Annotated in this window: 16 protein-coding genes, 1 tRNA gene and 2 other RNA genes; 7 read left to right on the plus strand and 12 right to left on the minus strand. The window is 40.3% G+C overall.

Annotated features, from left to right (window positions below; all coding sequences use genetic code 11):
- Nucleotides 1-177 precede the first annotated feature (177 nt).
- Nucleotides 178-762: a ribosomal protein S5-alanine N-acetyltransferase gene (gene rimJ / locus KZ793_RS11220; protein ID WP_225815406.1), complete on the minus strand. Its 585-nt coding sequence runs from the start codon at nt 760-762 to the stop codon at nt 178-180.
- A gap of 312 nt (nt 763-1,074) precedes the next feature.
- Between rimJ and mdtH the strand changes: the two genes are divergently transcribed.
- A complete protein-coding gene (gene mdtH / locus KZ793_RS11225) occupies nt 1,075-2,280 on the plus strand; it encodes a multidrug efflux MFS transporter MdtH (RefSeq protein WP_225815407.1) in 1,206 nt (401 codons plus the stop codon).
- Nucleotides 2,281-2,317: 37 nt separating this feature from the next.
- Nucleotides 2,318-2,881 (plus strand): lipoprotein, encoded by a 564-nt coding sequence (locus KZ793_RS11230; RefSeq protein ID WP_225815408.1) that lies wholly within the window; start codon nt 2,318-2,320, stop codon nt 2,879-2,881.
- A 65-nt stretch (nt 2,882-2,946) separates the two neighbouring features.
- On the opposite strand, the gene KZ793_RS11235 is transcribed toward KZ793_RS11230, so the two are convergent.
- The gene (locus KZ793_RS11235) at nt 2,947-3,486 is read right to left on the minus strand and encodes a TorD/DmsD family molecular chaperone (RefSeq protein ID WP_225815409.1); all 540 of its coding nucleotides are present in this window, start codon (nt 3,484-3,486) and stop codon (nt 2,947-2,949) included.
- Nucleotides 3,487-3,558: 72 nt separating this feature from the next.
- The gene (ghrA, locus tag KZ793_RS11240) at nt 3,559-4,500 is read right to left on the minus strand and encodes a glyoxylate/hydroxypyruvate reductase GhrA (RefSeq protein ID WP_225815410.1); all 942 of its coding nucleotides are present in this window, start codon (nt 4,498-4,500) and stop codon (nt 3,559-3,561) included.
- A gap of 326 nt (nt 4,501-4,826) precedes the next feature.
- On the opposite strand from ghrA, the gene KZ793_RS11245 reads away from it, so the two are divergent.
- The 5 genes from KZ793_RS11245 (at nt 4,827) to mazF (ending at nt 6,253) form a co-directional block, all read left to right on the plus strand.
- A tRNA-Ser gene (locus KZ793_RS11245) sits at nt 4,827-4,916 on the plus strand.
- A 47-nt stretch (nt 4,917-4,963) separates the two neighbouring features.
- Nucleotides 4,964-5,087: non-coding RNA, RtT sRNA (locus KZ793_RS11250), on the plus strand.
- Nucleotides 5,088-5,134: 47 nt separating this feature from the next.
- A non-coding RNA gene (locus KZ793_RS11255) (RtT sRNA) lies at nt 5,135-5,258 on the plus strand.
- A 416-nt stretch (nt 5,259-5,674) separates the two neighbouring features.
- Complete coding sequence (locus KZ793_RS11265; protein WP_225815411.1) at nt 5,675-5,920, plus strand: AbrB/MazE/SpoVT family DNA-binding domain-containing protein; 246 nt, start codon at nt 5,675-5,677, stop codon at nt 5,918-5,920.
- Entirely contained in the window at nt 5,921-6,253 is a 333-nt protein-coding gene (gene mazF, locus KZ793_RS11270) for an endoribonuclease MazF (protein WP_225815412.1), read from the plus strand. It abuts the gene before it with no gap.
- A 359-nt stretch (nt 6,254-6,612) separates the two neighbouring features.
- On the opposite strand, the gene luxE is transcribed toward mazF, so the two are convergent.
- The 9 genes from luxE to KZ793_RS11315 form a co-directional block, all read right to left on the minus strand.
- Entirely contained in the window at nt 6,613-7,797 is a 1,185-nt protein-coding gene (gene luxE, locus KZ793_RS11275; protein ID WP_225815413.1) for a long-chain-fatty-acid--protein ligase LuxE, read from the minus strand.
- Between the two features lie 106 nt (nt 7,798-7,903).
- On the minus strand, nt 7,904-8,887 hold the full coding sequence (gene luxB, locus KZ793_RS11280; protein ID WP_225815414.1) for a luciferase subunit beta: 984 nt from the start codon (nt 8,885-8,887) through the stop codon (nt 7,904-7,906).
- Nucleotides 8,888-8,901: 14 nt separating this feature from the next.
- Entirely contained in the window at nt 8,902-9,984 is a 1,083-nt protein-coding gene (luxA, locus tag KZ793_RS11285) for a luciferase subunit alpha (protein WP_225815415.1), read from the minus strand.
- Between the two features lie 184 nt (nt 9,985-10,168).
- Nucleotides 10,169-11,092 carry an acyl transferase gene (locus KZ793_RS11290; protein ID WP_225815416.1) on the minus strand — a complete coding sequence of 308 codons (924 nt, stop codon included), beginning with the start codon at nt 11,090-11,092 and terminating at the stop codon, nt 10,169-10,171.
- A 12-nt stretch (nt 11,093-11,104) separates the two neighbouring features.
- Nucleotides 11,105-12,547 (minus strand): long-chain-fatty-acyl-CoA reductase LuxC, encoded by a 1,443-nt coding sequence (gene luxC / locus KZ793_RS11295; protein WP_225815417.1) that lies wholly within the window; start codon nt 12,545-12,547, stop codon nt 11,105-11,107.
- Nucleotides 12,548-13,165: 618 nt separating this feature from the next.
- Nucleotides 13,166-13,405 (minus strand): type II toxin-antitoxin system PemK/MazF family toxin, encoded by a 240-nt coding sequence (locus KZ793_RS11300; protein ID WP_225815418.1) that lies wholly within the window; start codon nt 13,403-13,405, stop codon nt 13,166-13,168.
- A 14-nt stretch (nt 13,406-13,419) separates the two neighbouring features.
- Nucleotides 13,420-13,704 (minus strand): hypothetical protein, encoded by a 285-nt coding sequence (locus KZ793_RS11305; protein WP_225815419.1) that lies wholly within the window; start codon nt 13,702-13,704, stop codon nt 13,420-13,422.
- A gap of 313 nt (nt 13,705-14,017) precedes the next feature.
- Complete coding sequence (locus KZ793_RS11310; protein ID WP_225815420.1) at nt 14,018-15,769, minus strand: carbamoyltransferase family protein; 1,752 nt, start codon at nt 15,767-15,769, stop codon at nt 14,018-14,020.
- Nucleotides 15,770-16,197: 428 nt separating this feature from the next.
- On the minus strand, nt 16,198-16,385 hold a 188-nt coding region (locus KZ793_RS11315), incomplete at its 5' end, for a hypothetical protein (protein WP_225815421.1).

Raw genomic sequence — 16,385 nt, forward strand, 5'->3', positions numbered from 1 at the left:
ACAACGAAAAAACCCTTTTTTTCAAGAGAAAAAATATTTCATTAAAAATCAATAAATTAAAATCAGTCCTTAAAAAAGGGTCAAAAATAAGGTGTGGGGAAAGCAGATTTTTAACGGTGATTTAATTCATCATTACTAACTTGCTTTACTTTATTTGGTGACAGTACAGCGTAATAATCAACTTTTTCCACGCCATTTTTCATCTGTCAATGCGGTTAATACGTGATCCTGCCAAACTCCATTGATCATCAGGTATTTCTTGGCATAACCTTCACGTTCAAAACCCAATCGTTCCAACAACTTCCCACTACGATGATTATCCGGCATATAATTAGCCATAATCCGATGCATTCCCTGTTGACGTTGCATATAACGGATAGCGGGTTGTAAAGCTTCATGCATCAACCCTTTTCCCTGCCACTTTTCACCAAGCGAATATCCCAAATAACAGGCATGAAAAGCACCACGCAGAATATTACTGAAATTAGCAACACCAATAACTTCACTCTCATTTGGATCAAGCAGCAGAAAATGAAAAGCCGCACTCTGTCTTTGCATTTCTATGATTAAATTCAATCGGTTTATCCAACCGGAAGGCTGGCAATGACTTTTATCTCTGGTCGGCTCCCAAGGTTTAAGAAATTCGTGATTTTCTGAATAGTACTCAGCCAAACGATAAGCATCCCTCTCGTACACCAAACGCACCACCATTCGTTCCGTGATCAGACGAACTTTCGGTAAAGTGGAACGATAACCAAACATTATTTCTCCCTAACTATGTTAATTTATCCGTTAAGAATTTAAGCTATTTATCTGTAAAAAACAGCTTCCAGTCATTACTTTACGACAAAAAAATATTATCCATAATTCACTATCCTAATGTTCGAATTAAGGACAGAATATAAAGCAACTATACCTAATAGATTTCGAGTTGCATCGCGACGGCAAGGGAGCGAATCCCCGGGAGCATAGAGAACTATGTGACCGGGGTGAGTGAGTGCAGCCAACAAAGAGGCAGCTTGAAAGATAACGGGTATATATTGTCCTCTCTTCTTACTACTCCAATGGTGAGCAATGTCACTGGTTTCACAAGCACGCAGCCTGGGTAAGTACTTCCTGTTATTCGATAACTTGCTGGTCGTTCTGGGTTTCTTCGTCGTATTTCCTCTAATATCAATACATTTTGTTGAGCAACTGGGTTGGGCCGCGCTGGTTGTCGGTTTTGCGCTGGGTTTACGTCAGTTTGTACAACAGGGTTTAGGCATTTTCGGTGGTGCAATTGCAGACCGTTTTGGCGCGAAGCCGATGATCGTCACCGGCATGCTGTTACGCGCTCTTGGTTTTGCTTTAATCGCCTTAGCCACCGAACCGTGGATACTGTGGCTTGCCTGCATATTATCCGCGCTGGGGGGGACTTTATTTGATCCTCCCCGGACCGCACTGGTCATCAAACTAACCCGACCGCACGAGCGTGGCCGTTTCTTCTCGCTGCTGTTGATGCAGGACAGCGCCGGTGCAGTTATCGGCGCACTGATTGGTAGCTGGCTGCTGCAATATGATTTCCAACTTGTCTGCTGGACAGGTGCCGGTGTTTTTGTTCTGGCCGCCATCTGGAATGCATTATTCCTCCCTGCCTATCGGATTTCTACTACTCGCACCCCCATCTGGGAAGGGATGGAGCGCGTTATTAAAGATCGTCGCTTCTTCACCTATGTATTGACGTTGACCGGCTACTTTATGCTGTCTGTCCAGGTGATGTTGATGTTTCCGATTATCGTCAATGAAATCGCCGGAACACCCGCTGCGGTAAAATGGATGTACGCAATTGAAGCAACCCTATCGCTCACTTTACTGTATCCGATCGCCCGTTGGAGCGAAAAACGATTCCGGCTAGAACAGCGTCTAATGGCCGGGCTTTTCCTGATGAGCCTGAGTATGTTCCCAGTCGGCTTGATTGGTGAAATAAATACCTTGTTTGGCCTTATTTGCCTGTTCTATCTCGGTACCATCACCGCTGAACCTGCCCGTGAGACATTAAGTGCTTCATTAGCTGATCCACGTGCGCGTGGTAGTTATATGGGATTCAGCCGTCTTGGTCTGGCATTGGGTGGCGCCTTGGGTTATACCGGCGGTGGCTGGTTATATGACACCGGCCATGCGCTGAATATTCCGCAATTGCCCTGGTTTCTGCTTGGGATTATTGGCTTGATAACGCTGTATGCCCTGCACCGTCAATTTAACCAACGTAAAATTGAATCTGCCATGCTGAGTGGCAATTAATGAGGTAAAATCTGCCCTCCAAAATAAAGGAGTCGATATGAGAAAATTTTTCTTGGGGGCAGTATTGCTGCTAGCGGGGTTAATCAGTGGTTGCGATCAGTTCAAAGATATCAGTATCAGCGAAGAGTTAATTAATGGTTATCTAGCAAAACACGTCCATTACCAGAAACAGATCGAATTACATGGTATTGCCAATGCGGATATTGAATTGACAGAACTATCCAGCCAAATTGGTCGAACAGAACCAGACAAAATAGCATTAACTGGCCGTGCAAATGTAAATATTACCTCCCTGCTTGGCCCGGCAAAAGCCGACATGAAACTCACCCTGAAAGCACAACCTGTTTTTAATCAGGAAAAAGGCGCTATTTTTCTGAAAGAGTTGGAAATCGTTGATTACCAAGTCACACCGGAAAAAATGGAAAAACCGATTAACGCACTAGTCCCTTATCTGAATAAATCACTCAGCGCTTTCTTTGATATTCATCCTGTTTATGTAATAAAGGCAGATCATAGTAAAGCTGAAGCCGCAGCTAAAACATTAGTAAAAAAGTTAGAAGTCAAACCTGGCAAATTAGTTATTATGCTGACCGATAAATAATTTTCATCAAGATATCGCAAAAAGGCAAATAATTCGAAATTATTTGCCTTTTTATCATTTAAAAATTAAGAATCCAGTTCTTCTCTTAACGCCTGCAACGCTTCACGGGTAATCATTGCTAATGTCCGGTAGAAACCGGTTATTGCATGGGCTTCCACTTTCCCCAAGAATTGCCCACACCACGGCAGCAAATATTCATCAAACAGCACAATTTGCCCCTGAACCTCATCTTCTGCTGCCTGATCTTCCAACCATGAAGCACCTAATAACAGAGAACCAAACTGATCGACTGGCCCATCTGACAATGGCATTCCTCGTTCAGTCAGAAATTGACGAATATCGTTTTCACTCTCCCCGGTATAGTCAGAACGGCGGCCTGGTACACTAGCATTATCTCCATAAAACAGTGTTATATAATCAGCTTGCATTGCGGATAGGTCGCAGTTTTGTTGCAAACGATCCAACAACACATCTTGCTCCAATGGCCATGATTGCTTCAATTTACCTTCTACAATCATCGTCAGAAGTGGTTTCAGAATCGGGTCTTGCGGTTGACGATTAAATAAAGTCCCTAAAATACGGCAGACTATTGAAAATTCATTCATCTCAGTTTCCAAATAAATAGCAATTTTGCCATTATTGTCTCCAATAGCAGCCCCTACTGTAAAGAGACGTTATTAATATCCTAGTTTTATATCCACAACGCTAGTTGGTAATTCCCCTTTTTCAATTCGTCGAATATTTTCACTAATCGTATCCATAGCAATATCAGGAATAGTAATAGCCGCAATATGTGGCGTCACCGTTATACGGGGGTGAGTCCAAAACGGGTGCATCTCTGGTAATGGTTCCTCAACAAACACATCCAATGAAGCCCCGGCGATATAACCTTTATCAATCGCCACCAACAGATCATGGTCTACTAAATGAGCACCTCGCGCGATATTAATCAGATATGACTTTGGTTTTAGCTGGCTAAACAGCGATAAATTCAGAATACCACGGGTTTTTGGTGTATCAGGCAGCAAATTAATCAGAACTTTACTCGCGGAAAGAAAATCGCCCAATTGATCTTCACCGTGAAAGCTAACTACATTATTAACCTGTTTTGGCGTACGGCTCCAGCAACGCACAGTAAAGCCCAATTCAACTAACGTCTGCGCAACACTGCGCCCCAGAACACCGGCGCCCAACACGCCCACAACAAAATCTTTGCGATCATGAGGTTCGAGTTGTTTCCACATCCTCAGCCCTTGTTGCAGCTTATACTCATCCATGCGCCGCAAATAATGTAAAACCGTTGCTACTACATACTCCTGCATTTGCAGCCCCATACCAGCATCTTCAAGCCGCATTAACGGCACACCCATGGGTAACATCCCTGGTTTTTGCTGTTCCTGCTTTAAAATCGCCTCTACTCCTGCCCCTAAAACAAAAACCCCCTTCAATCCAGAGCGATTTGCCAACATCTCATAGGGAGGAACCCAAACCATTGCATAATCCGCATGCCTATTATCGCCGCGTTTCCATTGGCGGATATTAATATTGGGCAATCGTTGCTGCATACCTTGAATCCACTGAACAGCATCAAAAAAGGGGTGGTAAAAGATAATCTCCACGACTATTTATCCTCATCTTATTTTTTCACACAGGGTTATCTGATTGACAGTAGGTTGCAAGACCCTTTGCTAATCATCATTACGAAAATTTTGAGAATGTTAAGTAGTTAACGAATTCATTTTTTTCTTATCAAAGGACTTGTACATTTTCTATTTCAGCGACATCAGGTGGATATCAATTCACCGAATTGACTCTTATTTAGCTAACCAATCAAAAAACCAAAGAAAAATATCAGAAGAGTATTGACGCTTATAACGCTTTTCCCTATAGTAGCGCCCCGTTGCAGCGATGATATTAAACGAAGTTGCTGGAATAAAAAAAAGACGGTGAGGTGTCCGAGAGGCTGAAGGAGCACGCCTGGAAAGTGTGTATACGTGAAAACGTATCGAGGGTTCGAATCCCTCCCTCACCGCCAGAATTGAAGAGAAGCTCAGGTTAACTACCTGGGCTTTTTACTTATATATACCCCCAATGCAGGGAGGGTCGAGAACCCTCGAACTGGGTTCGACAAAACGGCTTGCCGTTTTGGACCGCCAAAGGCGGCCCGCAGGGTGAGCGCAGCGAATCCATCCCTCCCTCACCGCCAGAATTGAAGAGAAGCTCAGGTTAACTACCTGGGCTTTTTGCTTATATATACCCCCAATGCAGGGAGGGTCGAGAACCCTCGAACTGGGTTCGACAAAACGGCTTGCCGTTTTGGACCGCCAAAGGCGGCCCGTAGGGTGAGCGCAGCGAATCCATCCCTCCCTCACCGCCAGAATTGAAGAGAAGCTCAGGTTAACTACCTGGGCTTTTAGTGTCGTGTAAAGCAGCAGTCACACCAGAGATGGCAATAAAACTATCAAAAGTACTTGGTAGCTCTCCACGGTTGTGACTGAAACTGCAAGAAACTTATAGCCTTGATAAAGCAGAAAAGACAGTTGATATTTCCAAACTGACTCTGTTATTTAAACCTGTCCATTTATCTCATACTTAAAAGTCAACAACCTGAGTTCAGGTTTACTGAACTGCTCCCAAATGTTAGACACCAACCTTATGAAAACACACGCTAACCACATTATTACCCTGAATCACTATCATTCATCTTACATATTGTATCAACAATGTTGATTTTTTTATCCAGAAATGTACAGTATATACATTGAAGATACATACTTATGGAGAGAATAAATCATGCCTCAAGTGACTATTAAAAAATGGGGAAATAGCCCATCAGTAAGGCTGCCCATAGCTGTTATGAAAATGGCGTCTTTAAGTGTTGATGATACCGTTAATATTTCTGTAGAAGATGGAAAAGTAGTTATTGTTCCTGTCAAAGCAAAAGAATATAACCTTGATGCGTTATTGGCTGGCATAAAAGATGAAAATATTCATGCTGAGGTAGATTTCGGCGCCCCCGTAGGAAAGGAAATATTATAAGTGATTAATCGCTATATTCCTGATATGGGAGATATTATTTGGCTTGATTTTGACCCGCAAACGGGGCGTGAACATGCCGGACATCGCCCCGCTCTTGTACTAAGTCCTGCGGCTTATAACGGTCGAATAGGGCTGATGCTATGTTGCCCTATGACAACAAAAATTAAAGATTATCCCTTTGAGGTTGTAATTAGTAGAAACCCCGACAATGTTGTGCTTTCCGATCAAGTAAAAAGCCTTGACTGGAGGAAACGTAACGCCATAAAGAAAGGTAAAGTTTCTGATGATATTTTAGCCGAGGTCAGAGCAAAAGCTAAAGCATTAATAGGGTGAATACCCATAAGTTCAGTTCAAAATAGGTACGGGGATTGAGACTGTAATTTAATTCTTCTCAACTAAAAACAAAATGGTACGCTTCGTAACATTTTGTTTTATATTTATGAGGACATTATCTTTACACCAATATTCATCATGCCAATATTCGTCAAAATATTTTTCAAAACCCATACTTTCAACATATTTTGATAAGGGTCGGCTACCGTGCTGTCATTTTTATCCAGTGTTTGAGGTTAGCTCATAAATATCCGACCTTTTTACTTGTATATACCCCAACGCCGGGAAAGTCGAGAACCCTAGAACAGGGCTCGACAAAACAGCAATATATTTACCTCGAAAGCATTGGGCAAAGGACATCAACTATCAAATGCTTCGATTAAGTTTAAAGCACACCCTTTCTGTGTCCTCGTATTGACGCGACGTAAAATCTCAACGAGTACACCAGGATACTTACCATATTCTCTGCTAATTATCCCGACATCATCGGTAACAATAAAGGCTGGATAACTCGTTGATGACGCATCCATATAACTCATCAAACCAGGCGTTCCATCAGGTACAGGCTTCAACGTTTCAGGATCAAGTGCTCGCGCATATACCCACGGCGGAACATGTTTACGCTGCATTTCATCTTCAAAGAAACAAGTGTTGAGTTCAACTTGATTAAATATATCTCGGATCTGACTAATATCACTGAGGTTGAAAGTGTCAAATAAAAGATGATTGAAATCATCACGTTTCAGGGATTCTTTTTCGTAATTTTTCCAGCCGCCCCCCGTTATGATATAAAGGCGTTTATCCCCATAAAATGAGATATTTTTATCTTTCATATAATGGCAGAGCAAATAAATAAAGTATGGCGAACCGATAAGACAAATATCTTTCCCTTGATTTTTTATTCGTTCAAGGCTATTCAGTGTCTTAACAAAATCTATTCGTTCTTCTGTTACGGTAAATGTCGTAGGATATAACAATTCCACCAAGCTCATAACATATTTAAACCAAATGTTATGAGCATTAAATCTATCGGGTCCCAAGTTGACCAACTCCATTTGATGATCAAACCAGCTACCAACATATTTCATACCATAACTCACAGAACCTAAGAGTCTCTCAATACTTAGTCTGTCACGCGCCACCTGACTTTTTAAACCACTCGTGCCGCTACTGGTAAACCAACTTTCAATCTCGTTCTCCTGAGAAGTTAATAAGCGAGTAAACTTAAAAACTGATGTTGGGAATACAGGTATGTCATCAATTTCCGTAATATTGTCATCGACTTTGTGTACCTGACAGTAGTGACGGTATTCTTGATAATGTTTATAGTGATTACGAAATGCATCAAGCACAAGTTTCTTTCTGATTTTTTCCTGTTCATCATAAGACCAAGCTAATGGATCGCTCGAAAAAATCAAATCATCAATTTCTGAACTTGCGGTGATTTCTTGTTTATCAACACATGAAGTCATACCTGTTTTACCCCTCCAAATAATATTAGAGAGTATGGCAGCACTGCTGTCATACTCTTTTATACCCTTCATCTTTCAAGCTGCTGCTTTGTTGGCTGCTTTCACTCACCCCAGTCACATCGTTATCTATGCTCCTGGGGATTCGTTCACTTGCCGCCTCGCTGCAACTCGAAATCTATTAGGTATATTCCATGTGGTACTTTTTAATATTATCATTAACAATATTGATTACGTTTTTTTGGTGCATCAAGTCATTCATTGGTTCAAAGGATAGCAATACACTTTTTGCACCGCACTTTTCAATTGCCAACTTAGCCGAAGTTATACATTCCATATAATTTCCAACCGCGTTTTCTGTCATTATCTCTTCAAGTTTATTTTCGAAATTTTCATTAGGGTGCATTTCAAGAACATAATCATTTATAAATGCCCGCGTCTCTTGTTTAGCTTTCTTACTATCTTCGTTATAGTTAACTAATATCATTAACTGATGGTCTATCGCTGACAGATCAACGCCATATTTATCAGCAACGGCTTTGTATCTTTCAGCATATTCATGTCTAACATCATTGGAATCATCCCACTTAAAGATGAGAGGAATGCCTTTTTTGGCCGCCCACTCAACAACATGATAACTCGTTGCTGTCACATATTGCCGAGGCCCACCTGGCGTATAAGCATGGGGATTTACAGATATTTCTGGGAAACTATAAAAGTCGTTATCTGGATTACAATAGCCTGTAGTTAAAGCATCGTTAATGATTTCATAACACTCTTCAAATAGTTGCTGTTGATATTCAACAGGGCGATTAAAAAAGTGTATTTCATCTTTTTTTTCGCAATCACTAAACCCTAAAATAAATCTCCCTTCACTTAACTGATCCAATAAGCAAGCTTCCTCCGCTATTCGGACAGGATGATGAGTTGTAATGATGTGATTCAATGAACCAATTTTAATTTTTTCTGTTAAACCGAGCAAAAAACCAGAAACAGTCAGAGGGGCACCGACAATACCATTATCTGAAAAATGATTTTCAGACACCAAAATCTGTTCAAAATTCAACTTATCGACATACTCCGATATTTCCTGCATGCGAACTATACTTTGTTCTTGAACAGTTGTTGAATTGATCAAGTTAAGGAAGAATAATCCAAATTTCATTTCTTTTTCCTTAGCTAATATAATAGCGATCGTTGTTTTTCTTTAAGAAACGGCATAACATCAGACTGGAATAGCTTCATGGAGGTAATAATTTCATCTACTGTTCCATTAGCTTCAAACCCACAACAAATATTTGATATTCCTGTAGCGTCAATGTCTTTTTGAATTATGTCAATGCATTCTTGCGGGGTTCCTACGGGATTAATTTCGTAACTGTAATCAATGCGGCGATTAGTATTTTTATGTCCTTTTAATACAAAATCACGCCACTGTCCTTTATTGAAATCATAACCTCTTGTTTGATCTGAATCATCAAAAATGGTCGTGGCATTCACATAAGAATCATACCAATGCCCCAAAAAATTCCGGCAAATTTCTTTCGCTTTAGTTGAGTCATGATCTACAGATGTTATATATGATAAGCAATGGTCGATATTATGAATATCGTGCCCATATTCTTGAGCCACCTCGTTATAGAGCTCAAGTTGTGCTTTCTTTTCGTTAGTATTTATAATCCAACTTAATATCATCGGTAAACCAAATTGAGCGGCCCACTCAGTAGTCGAGGCTGATTCAGCCACCACATAAACAGGTGCTCCACCTTTGCTATATGCCGTCGGGTTTACTTTTACCTTATGGAACTTGATATGTTCATTGTCAGCTTCCACATATCCCTCTGTCATTCCATTTTTTATCAACCCGTACCAGCACTCCGTTAAAGCACGACTGTTATTCATATCTGTGCCAAATACGCGAAAGTCTTTGTTGTAAAGCCCCCGACAAATACCAAACCTAAATCGTCCTTTTGACATTTGATCCAATAAATTCACATCTTCAAGTTGGCGCACTGGATGAGCCGTGGGAAGAACAATAGCGGCAGTCCCTACATTCAATTTTTTGGTTGCACCAAGTAAATACGCAGCAGCGACATAAGGATTACCAAGCAAACCAAACTCCGTGAAATGATGCTCCAGTAACCATACAGTATCAAAACCACACTCCTCAGAAATGCGGCCTAATTTAACCAAACGTTTCATTATCTCTGTTTGAGAAAATTGGGGGGGTTGGTATGTAAGCAAAAAGTTTCCAAACTTCATAGAGAGTCCTTATATTGCTATTTGAGTGATAGAATTAACTATACCCGTTATCTTTCAAGCTGCCTCTTTGTTGGCTGCACTCACTCACCCCGGTCACATAGTTATCTATGCTCCCGGGGATTCGCTCCCTTGCCGTCGCGATGCAACTCGAAATCTATTAGGTATATATCTATCCCAATAGGTTTTAAGACAGCGAAATTGCTTGATTTTCAATCTCAACTTTCATTCGGCGTTCATTGACTGTCGCAATAGTTAGATGTTCAAATGATGGTTCAATAATATCAACATCAATATCCAGACGATCATTATCCATTGCGATAGCGGCCTTCGTAACCGATTGATAAAAATTGCGCAGGACCACTAAGTTTTCACCCAAGTCATGCGAGCTTCCTAGCAAAGAATATATCTTGCATCGATTACTACGAATATTTGATAACAATGTGATAACTTCATCTTGCTTTACCCAATTGTCGTTATTTGCAGTAAAAGCAATAAACGGTATATCAAGATACATCATGCTATTGATTATAGAAGTTAAATCTTCCCAGCCAAAATCAAGGCAATCTCTCGCAAAGACTTCAGCACCCAATTTATGGCCTTCAAAATCTAAATTATTCGGCAATTCATCAATGGGTAAACTGAGATAATCAAATCCTAAAGCTCTTTCAAGAGTATATCTTAAGTTAACAACACCGACTGCGGTGATTAAAAACGAAACATTAATTTCAGATAGACTTGCATAAACTATCCGTGCAGATAAGCTTGAAGCTAACACACCGAGGTTATTTATTTTTCGTGTAGTTAACCAATCAACCACTGCTAATAGGCTCTGTTTTCCTATAGACATTGTAAATTCATCAATTGTCCCTGAACTCAACCCAACGTGGTGAAGTGAATCATAGCGAATCACATGAAACCCATTCCGCGATAAATATTCCGCCAGACCAGCAAAGTGATCCATCCTTCGGGCAAAGCCCGACGCAATAATAATGGTATTCTTTCTCTTTGGGCTGCTTTCTTCTGGCAGTGTTTCCCAAACATGAATTTTTTTATTTCCTTCAACACAAATAACATGGTCGATGGTTTTATATTTGGATTCATTTTCCATACTTTTTACCTATTACGGGACAAATACAAGGAACTTATCTTCTTCCAAGAATCGAGTCTGTTCTATTTCAACTGCAACATCCTTAGCAGTATAGTTAGATGGCCTTTCATGAGAAATATATGTCACTAATCGTTGTAACGGTCTCATGCCGTCATGAGATCCACCCACTCGAAATATGTTATTCATTCCTGCTTCTACAATCCTTTCCGCACCTCTTAATGCTAATTCGTCCCGATATTTAAATGCTGATTCCCAAGGAAAAATAGAGATGGTTTGCGTCCTATTTTTTTGAACATAAGGCAATATTTGCTCAATATTATCGACATGATGAAGGTACACACATCTGCCAAGTGGTTGATTAAGTTCCACACCCGCATTTGACTCAATAATCATCCAGCGCTGATGAGCATCAGCCTCTACTTTTAATCCAGCAAACAAGCTCTCTTTTTGAACTAAAGAATAGGCCGCCTTTTCATCAAAATCTTTTTTGGCGTTTGGTAATATATGCGCATATAGATTAAGTTTTTCTATCAACGCTAGCTTAAATTCTTCATAATGACTTCCCATGTAGTATATGTTTTGGGTGGAAAAACAAGCTCGTTGATCGTAAAAACAAATATCATGAGCCGCACCTGTCGCTGCGGACGTCAAGTCAGCAGGGTCATCAATAATGCAGAAGCTCTTCTTAGAGACAAATTTAATTACGTCAATATAAGGTGGTGCATGCTTTACAGCCCAATTAATCGCATCTTCCCTTCCCCAAGCGACAATAACATCCGCATGTTGCATAATTTCTTTTGCGAGTGATGTATCCCCTTGATGTTGCCAATATACGACAGACAAAGAGCGCGTTATCGGATGATTAGGGTCTACATCAATAAAGCTTAACGCTAATGCATTAGCTGTAAAAGGATCGGAGGATGAGGTTTTTATAATGCATTGATTCTTAGTTAAAATTGCGCGTAATATAGACATTATACCCGATAATGGGACATTACCAGCCAACAGATGTACAGACTTACCTTTCGGAAAAGCTCTAATATAACTTTCATCCTGAGGTAACCATTCATCCATGATATGGCGAGAACCAAGCTCATTATTTACAACATCATAAAGACCACCTTTAGAACACAAGATCATAGATATCCAGTTGGCCTCTAGCTTAGCCATTGCTTCGGAATATCCCATATATTTTTTCAGGTCACGAATATATGTCCTGCGTCTTGAATATTCTTCATTTTTCCATCTTTGCCCTACCGTATAGAGAAAATTGATAATGTTATGCAACCGTAATTTATTATCTTTATTGTAATCAATAATGTTTTTTACGTGAGCATCATTCAATATTGGTAAGTAAACACTATTATCACCAAAGTTAATGGATTGCACTAAATCATCACTTTCGGGAAAGCTTTCGACTTGACCGTTAATAATGAATGAAATTTTTTTAGTCATATTTGCCATCCATTTAATAAGGTAATTTCAATTTAAGTTGCTGTTTAACCATCTTGCGAACTGGTTGTACCAATACTTGCTTATTATACCCGTCATCTTTCAAGTTGCCTCTTTGTTGGCTGCACTCGCTCACCCCAGTCACATAGTTATCTATGCTCCCGGGGATTCTCTCCCTTGCCGTCGCAATGCATCTTGAAATCCATAGGGTATATATTTTTGTGTTATGACGATGTAAATAACAAATATATAGAAAATCAGATTCTGACTACGTGGTTCCTGACCTGTAACTTTCGACATAATTATGATAATAAGCTAAATTTTCTGCTCAAGGCTATTAATCTGACTGAATGGATCGTCAATATAATTCCTATTTCAGTTTTAATACCTATTAAAATAGCAAAGTAAAATTTTCATATCAACAAGATTTGTTAATGAAAAGTTTAAATCAAAAGAGTCACGCTCTTCTCTATGCGTGATAATATTTATATAAATTATTAGCCTGAGTATTATTTCACAAATATCGACAGAATACATTAAATAGCAATGCTGCTTTTCACCGGCAGATTTATAGAAGAAGAGCTCAAGTTAAAAATACCTGAGATTTTTATTTGTATATACCTACGATGGAGGGTCGATGTCTGTTGTCTGAATAAGAAATTCGCCAGGGTAAATCTGATGGGTTTTCTGCGAGGTGCCGTAGACCACAATCACCGCGTGATCAGTAGGGGATACAGCGATTACTAGCGCTGGTCGAGGTTTCGGTCCCGGTGTCCCGGCGCTTTCAGGAAACCGGCACCACACAATGCTGCCGACAGTGGCAAGGGGAGTAAACCTGATCGTTTTGTGCTGCTGTGCCATTCGTTGCCTCTCGATCAGAACAGGCGTTGAGTGAAATTATCATCCTTGATGTCGCTAGCTACGCTCGCCTCACGGATAGTATAGATTTGCTCATTGCTCAATGGTCCGTCATCTTTCTCGTAGTGCGGTAGGTAGCGGTCTGCAAAGTTGCGCAAGGCAAGGTGTGCGATCTCAGTTTTACTCATACCAGTGACTTTAACCAGTTCATCGAGCGTCCCGGCGCTAATCCCAGTGGGCGTATCCTGATTACGTAAGCGGATCAAAAAACTGGCTATGGTTTTTCCTTGGGTATTGTGCATGGTGTGTTCTCCGAGTCATGCCAAAACAATGTATATCAATTCTATATCATGATAGCATATTGATATACCGTTACTAAACCCCCATCACTTACTCAACGTTATCTATGTTCCCGGAGATTCGCTCCCTTGCCGTCGCGATGCATCTTGAAATCCATAGGGTAGAGTGCCCAATAAGCAATCTCTGTTTTGCAAATAGAAAAGATGTGTTCCCATATCATCAAATATCCTCTCCAGATATTCTTTTAAAATGATAAAGAAACACATTTGATCCAAAAATTAATTAACTGACATTTTAATCAGGACGCCATTAGCATTATTCTTTCCATACGACAAATCCCTCAATATAAAGCTTGTCCAGTGAAGTTTTCAAAAACGTCTCTATTGCAAGCTCCGGTGACATAATAAGCGGCTGTCCCCTAACGTTAAATGAAGTATTTACCAGACAACCATAACCGGTTATCTGTTGTACCTCTTTTAGCAATCGCCAAAAAGTTGCGTTAATAGTACGTTCAACAAGCTGAATACGCGCCGTTCCATCAGCATGAACAATACCTGACACTGCCGCCATCATTTCTGGTTTTACTTTGGCGGTGCAAAGCATATATCGAGTCGGCATTAAATTACGTGTCTCAAAAATAGTGTCGCAATCCTCATCCAAAATTGCCGGGGCAAATGGACGGAATGCCTCTCGGAATTTCACTGTACTGTTAATTCTATCCTTGATTCTTTCACCTGCTGGCAGAGCTAAAATCGAACGGTTGCCAAGTGCCCTTGGGCCAAATTCCATTCGATCATGGAACCAGGCAATAATTTTATCTTCTGCGATATCTTTAGCCGCAGAAGCAAAATAATCATCATTCAGTCCCAAATAACGCCATTTCATTCCTGCATTACCGCCATGTCGGAATAATACATTACGGACTTCATCGGTGGAGAAACGAGGACCGAGGTAAGGATTAAAGCAAGGATCTGTGCCATTTTGGTATCCACCAGCCACAAAAAGCGCAGCGCCCAAAGCCGAACCATCATCCCCCGATGCCGGTTGAACAAAGACGTTTTCCACACCATCAAGCTGACAAAGGACTTGGTTTGCTTTGCAGTTTAAGAACGATCCGCCAGCAAGGCAAAGTGATGTTTCACCCGTTTTTCGCAGCCAATAGGTCACTAACTGTTTCAGCAGCAGTGTAAATTTTTCCTGTAATCCGGCAGCAAAATCCTGATGAACATCTAGCAAACTGTCATCTTCATTTCTCAGCGTCAAACCAAACATATCGCTCAGTTGTGCCATTGCAGCGGGAAAACCATATTCCGCATTGTCAAATGCTTGCGGTAACCAGTTTATCTGTATTGTTCCGCTCTCTGCATCGAATTGAGCTAATTCATTGAAAATATCGCGGTATCGTTCAGGATTACCATACGCAGCAAGTCCCATGACTTTATATTCATCACGATTAAATACAAAGCCAAGGAACCGGGTACAGATAGAATAAAATATTCCTAATGAAGAACTAATTGGCTGACTGTACAATTTCTGGAATTGTTGATCTTTAGCAAGATAAACACTTAAGGATTCTGTTTCACCCATACCGTCTGAAATAATACACAATGCAGACGGGAAGCCACTGGGATAAAAGGAAGATGCCGCATGAGCCAAATGATGATCTACCCCTTGAAAACGTGATTCAATATTTTGCCATCCCTCAGCAGCTAATGCATTAATCACGGTTTTTCCACTAAAAACCGCCTCGAATAATTCTTCATTCGACATGAAAAATCGGCGATAATTATCATAATTAAAACCGTGGGCAATAACCTGTATATCATCTTGCGTAAGCCCTGCTTCCGCTAAACAATAGTTAATAGCATTGGCAGGAAACCGCCCTGTTCCTTTCTCTCCCGTAAAGCGCTCTTCCGCCGCCGCCGCAACAATTTTTCCATCAATAATCAAACAGGCCGCACTATCGACTCCCTGGCAAATACGTTCGTCTAATTTACTCACCTCTGGATTATTCTCTCGCAGAAAACGTTGAGCATTAGGAAGGCCACTGATACCTAATATAACCATTTTCTTCACCTCCAAATTGTTATTTTTTTATAAAAATAAAACTATACACTTTATACTAATAGCCTATTTTATATTAAGTGGAATCAAGTCATCTTGCCAAACAAAGTAATGGCATTATTACCACCGAAACCAAATTAATTATTTTTATACCCGTTATCTTTCAAGCTGCCTCTTTGTTGGCTGCACTCACTCACCCCGGTCACATAGTTATCTATGCTCCCGGGGATTCGTTCCCTTGCCGTCGCGATGCAACTCGAAATCTATTAGGTATATATATTTAAAATTATTCTTAATTTATATTTCACGAGTAATTAAATTTACATTCAAAATCCCCCGAAAAAAACATATATCAAAAAATGCACTCCGATTAACTACCTGCAATAATTATACCTAATTAGGATAGACTCTCATTTACCCAGAAAAATAACTCATAAACAATATAAAAATAAAGATATCTGATAATCAGTTTTGGTCTCTATTCCAAATAGCGCAACCAAAGTTGGAATAATAATCAATGACCTTTTCTCATTAAAGCAATTATACCCGTTATCTTTCAAGCTGCCTCTTTGTTGGCTGCACTCACTCACCCCGGTCACATAGTTATCTATGCTCCCGG

Origin of the sequence: Photorhabdus antumapuensis, from assembly GCF_020387775.1 — a bacterium.
GTDB classification, from domain to species: Bacteria; Pseudomonadota; Gammaproteobacteria; order Enterobacterales; family Enterobacteriaceae; genus Photorhabdus; species Photorhabdus antumapuensis.

What these genes read in the sequence shown, in the direction of transcription:
- luxE (WP_225815413.1), bottom strand. Translation starts at nt 7,797, where the DNA reads ATGAAGGGTATAAAAGAGTATGACAGCAGTGCTGCCATACTCTCTAAT.
- KZ793_RS11265 (WP_225815411.1), top strand. Translation starts at nt 5,675, where the DNA reads ATGCCTCAAGTGACTATTAAAAAATGGGGAAATAGCCCATCAGTAAGG.
- rimJ (WP_225815406.1), bottom strand. Translation starts at nt 762, where the DNA reads ATGTTTGGTTATCGTTCCACTTTACCGAAAGTTCGTCTGATCACGGAA.
- KZ793_RS11290 (WP_225815416.1), bottom strand. Translation starts at nt 11,092, where the DNA reads ATGGAAAATGAATCCAAATATAAAACCATCGACCATGTTATTTGTGTT.
- luxC (WP_225815417.1), bottom strand. Translation starts at nt 12,547, where the DNA reads ATGACTAAAAAAATTTCATTCATTATTAACGGTCAAGTCGAAAGCTTT.
- KZ793_RS11310 (WP_225815420.1), bottom strand. Translation starts at nt 15,769, where the DNA reads ATGGTTATATTAGGTATCAGTGGCCTTCCTAATGCTCAACGTTTTCTG.
- KZ793_RS11235 (WP_225815409.1), bottom strand. Translation starts at nt 3,486, where the DNA reads ATGAATGAATTTTCAATAGTCTGCCGTATTTTAGGGACTTTATTTAAT.
- luxA (WP_225815415.1), bottom strand. Translation starts at nt 9,984, where the DNA reads ATGAAGTTTGGAAACTTTTTGCTTACATACCAACCCCCCCAATTTTCT.
- KZ793_RS11230 (WP_225815408.1), top strand. Translation starts at nt 2,318, where the DNA reads ATGAGAAAATTTTTCTTGGGGGCAGTATTGCTGCTAGCGGGGTTAATC.
- KZ793_RS11305 (WP_225815419.1), bottom strand. Translation starts at nt 13,704, where the DNA reads ATGCACAATACCCAAGGAAAAACCATAGCCAGTTTTTTGATCCGCTTA.
- luxB (WP_225815414.1), bottom strand. Translation starts at nt 8,887, where the DNA reads ATGAAATTTGGATTATTCTTCCTTAACTTGATCAATTCAACAACTGTT.
- KZ793_RS11300 (WP_225815418.1), bottom strand. Translation starts at nt 13,405, where the DNA reads ATGGCACAGCAGCACAAAACGATCAGGTTTACTCCCCTTGCCACTGTC.
- mdtH (WP_225815407.1), top strand. Translation starts at nt 1,075, where the DNA reads ATGTCACTGGTTTCACAAGCACGCAGCCTGGGTAAGTACTTCCTGTTA.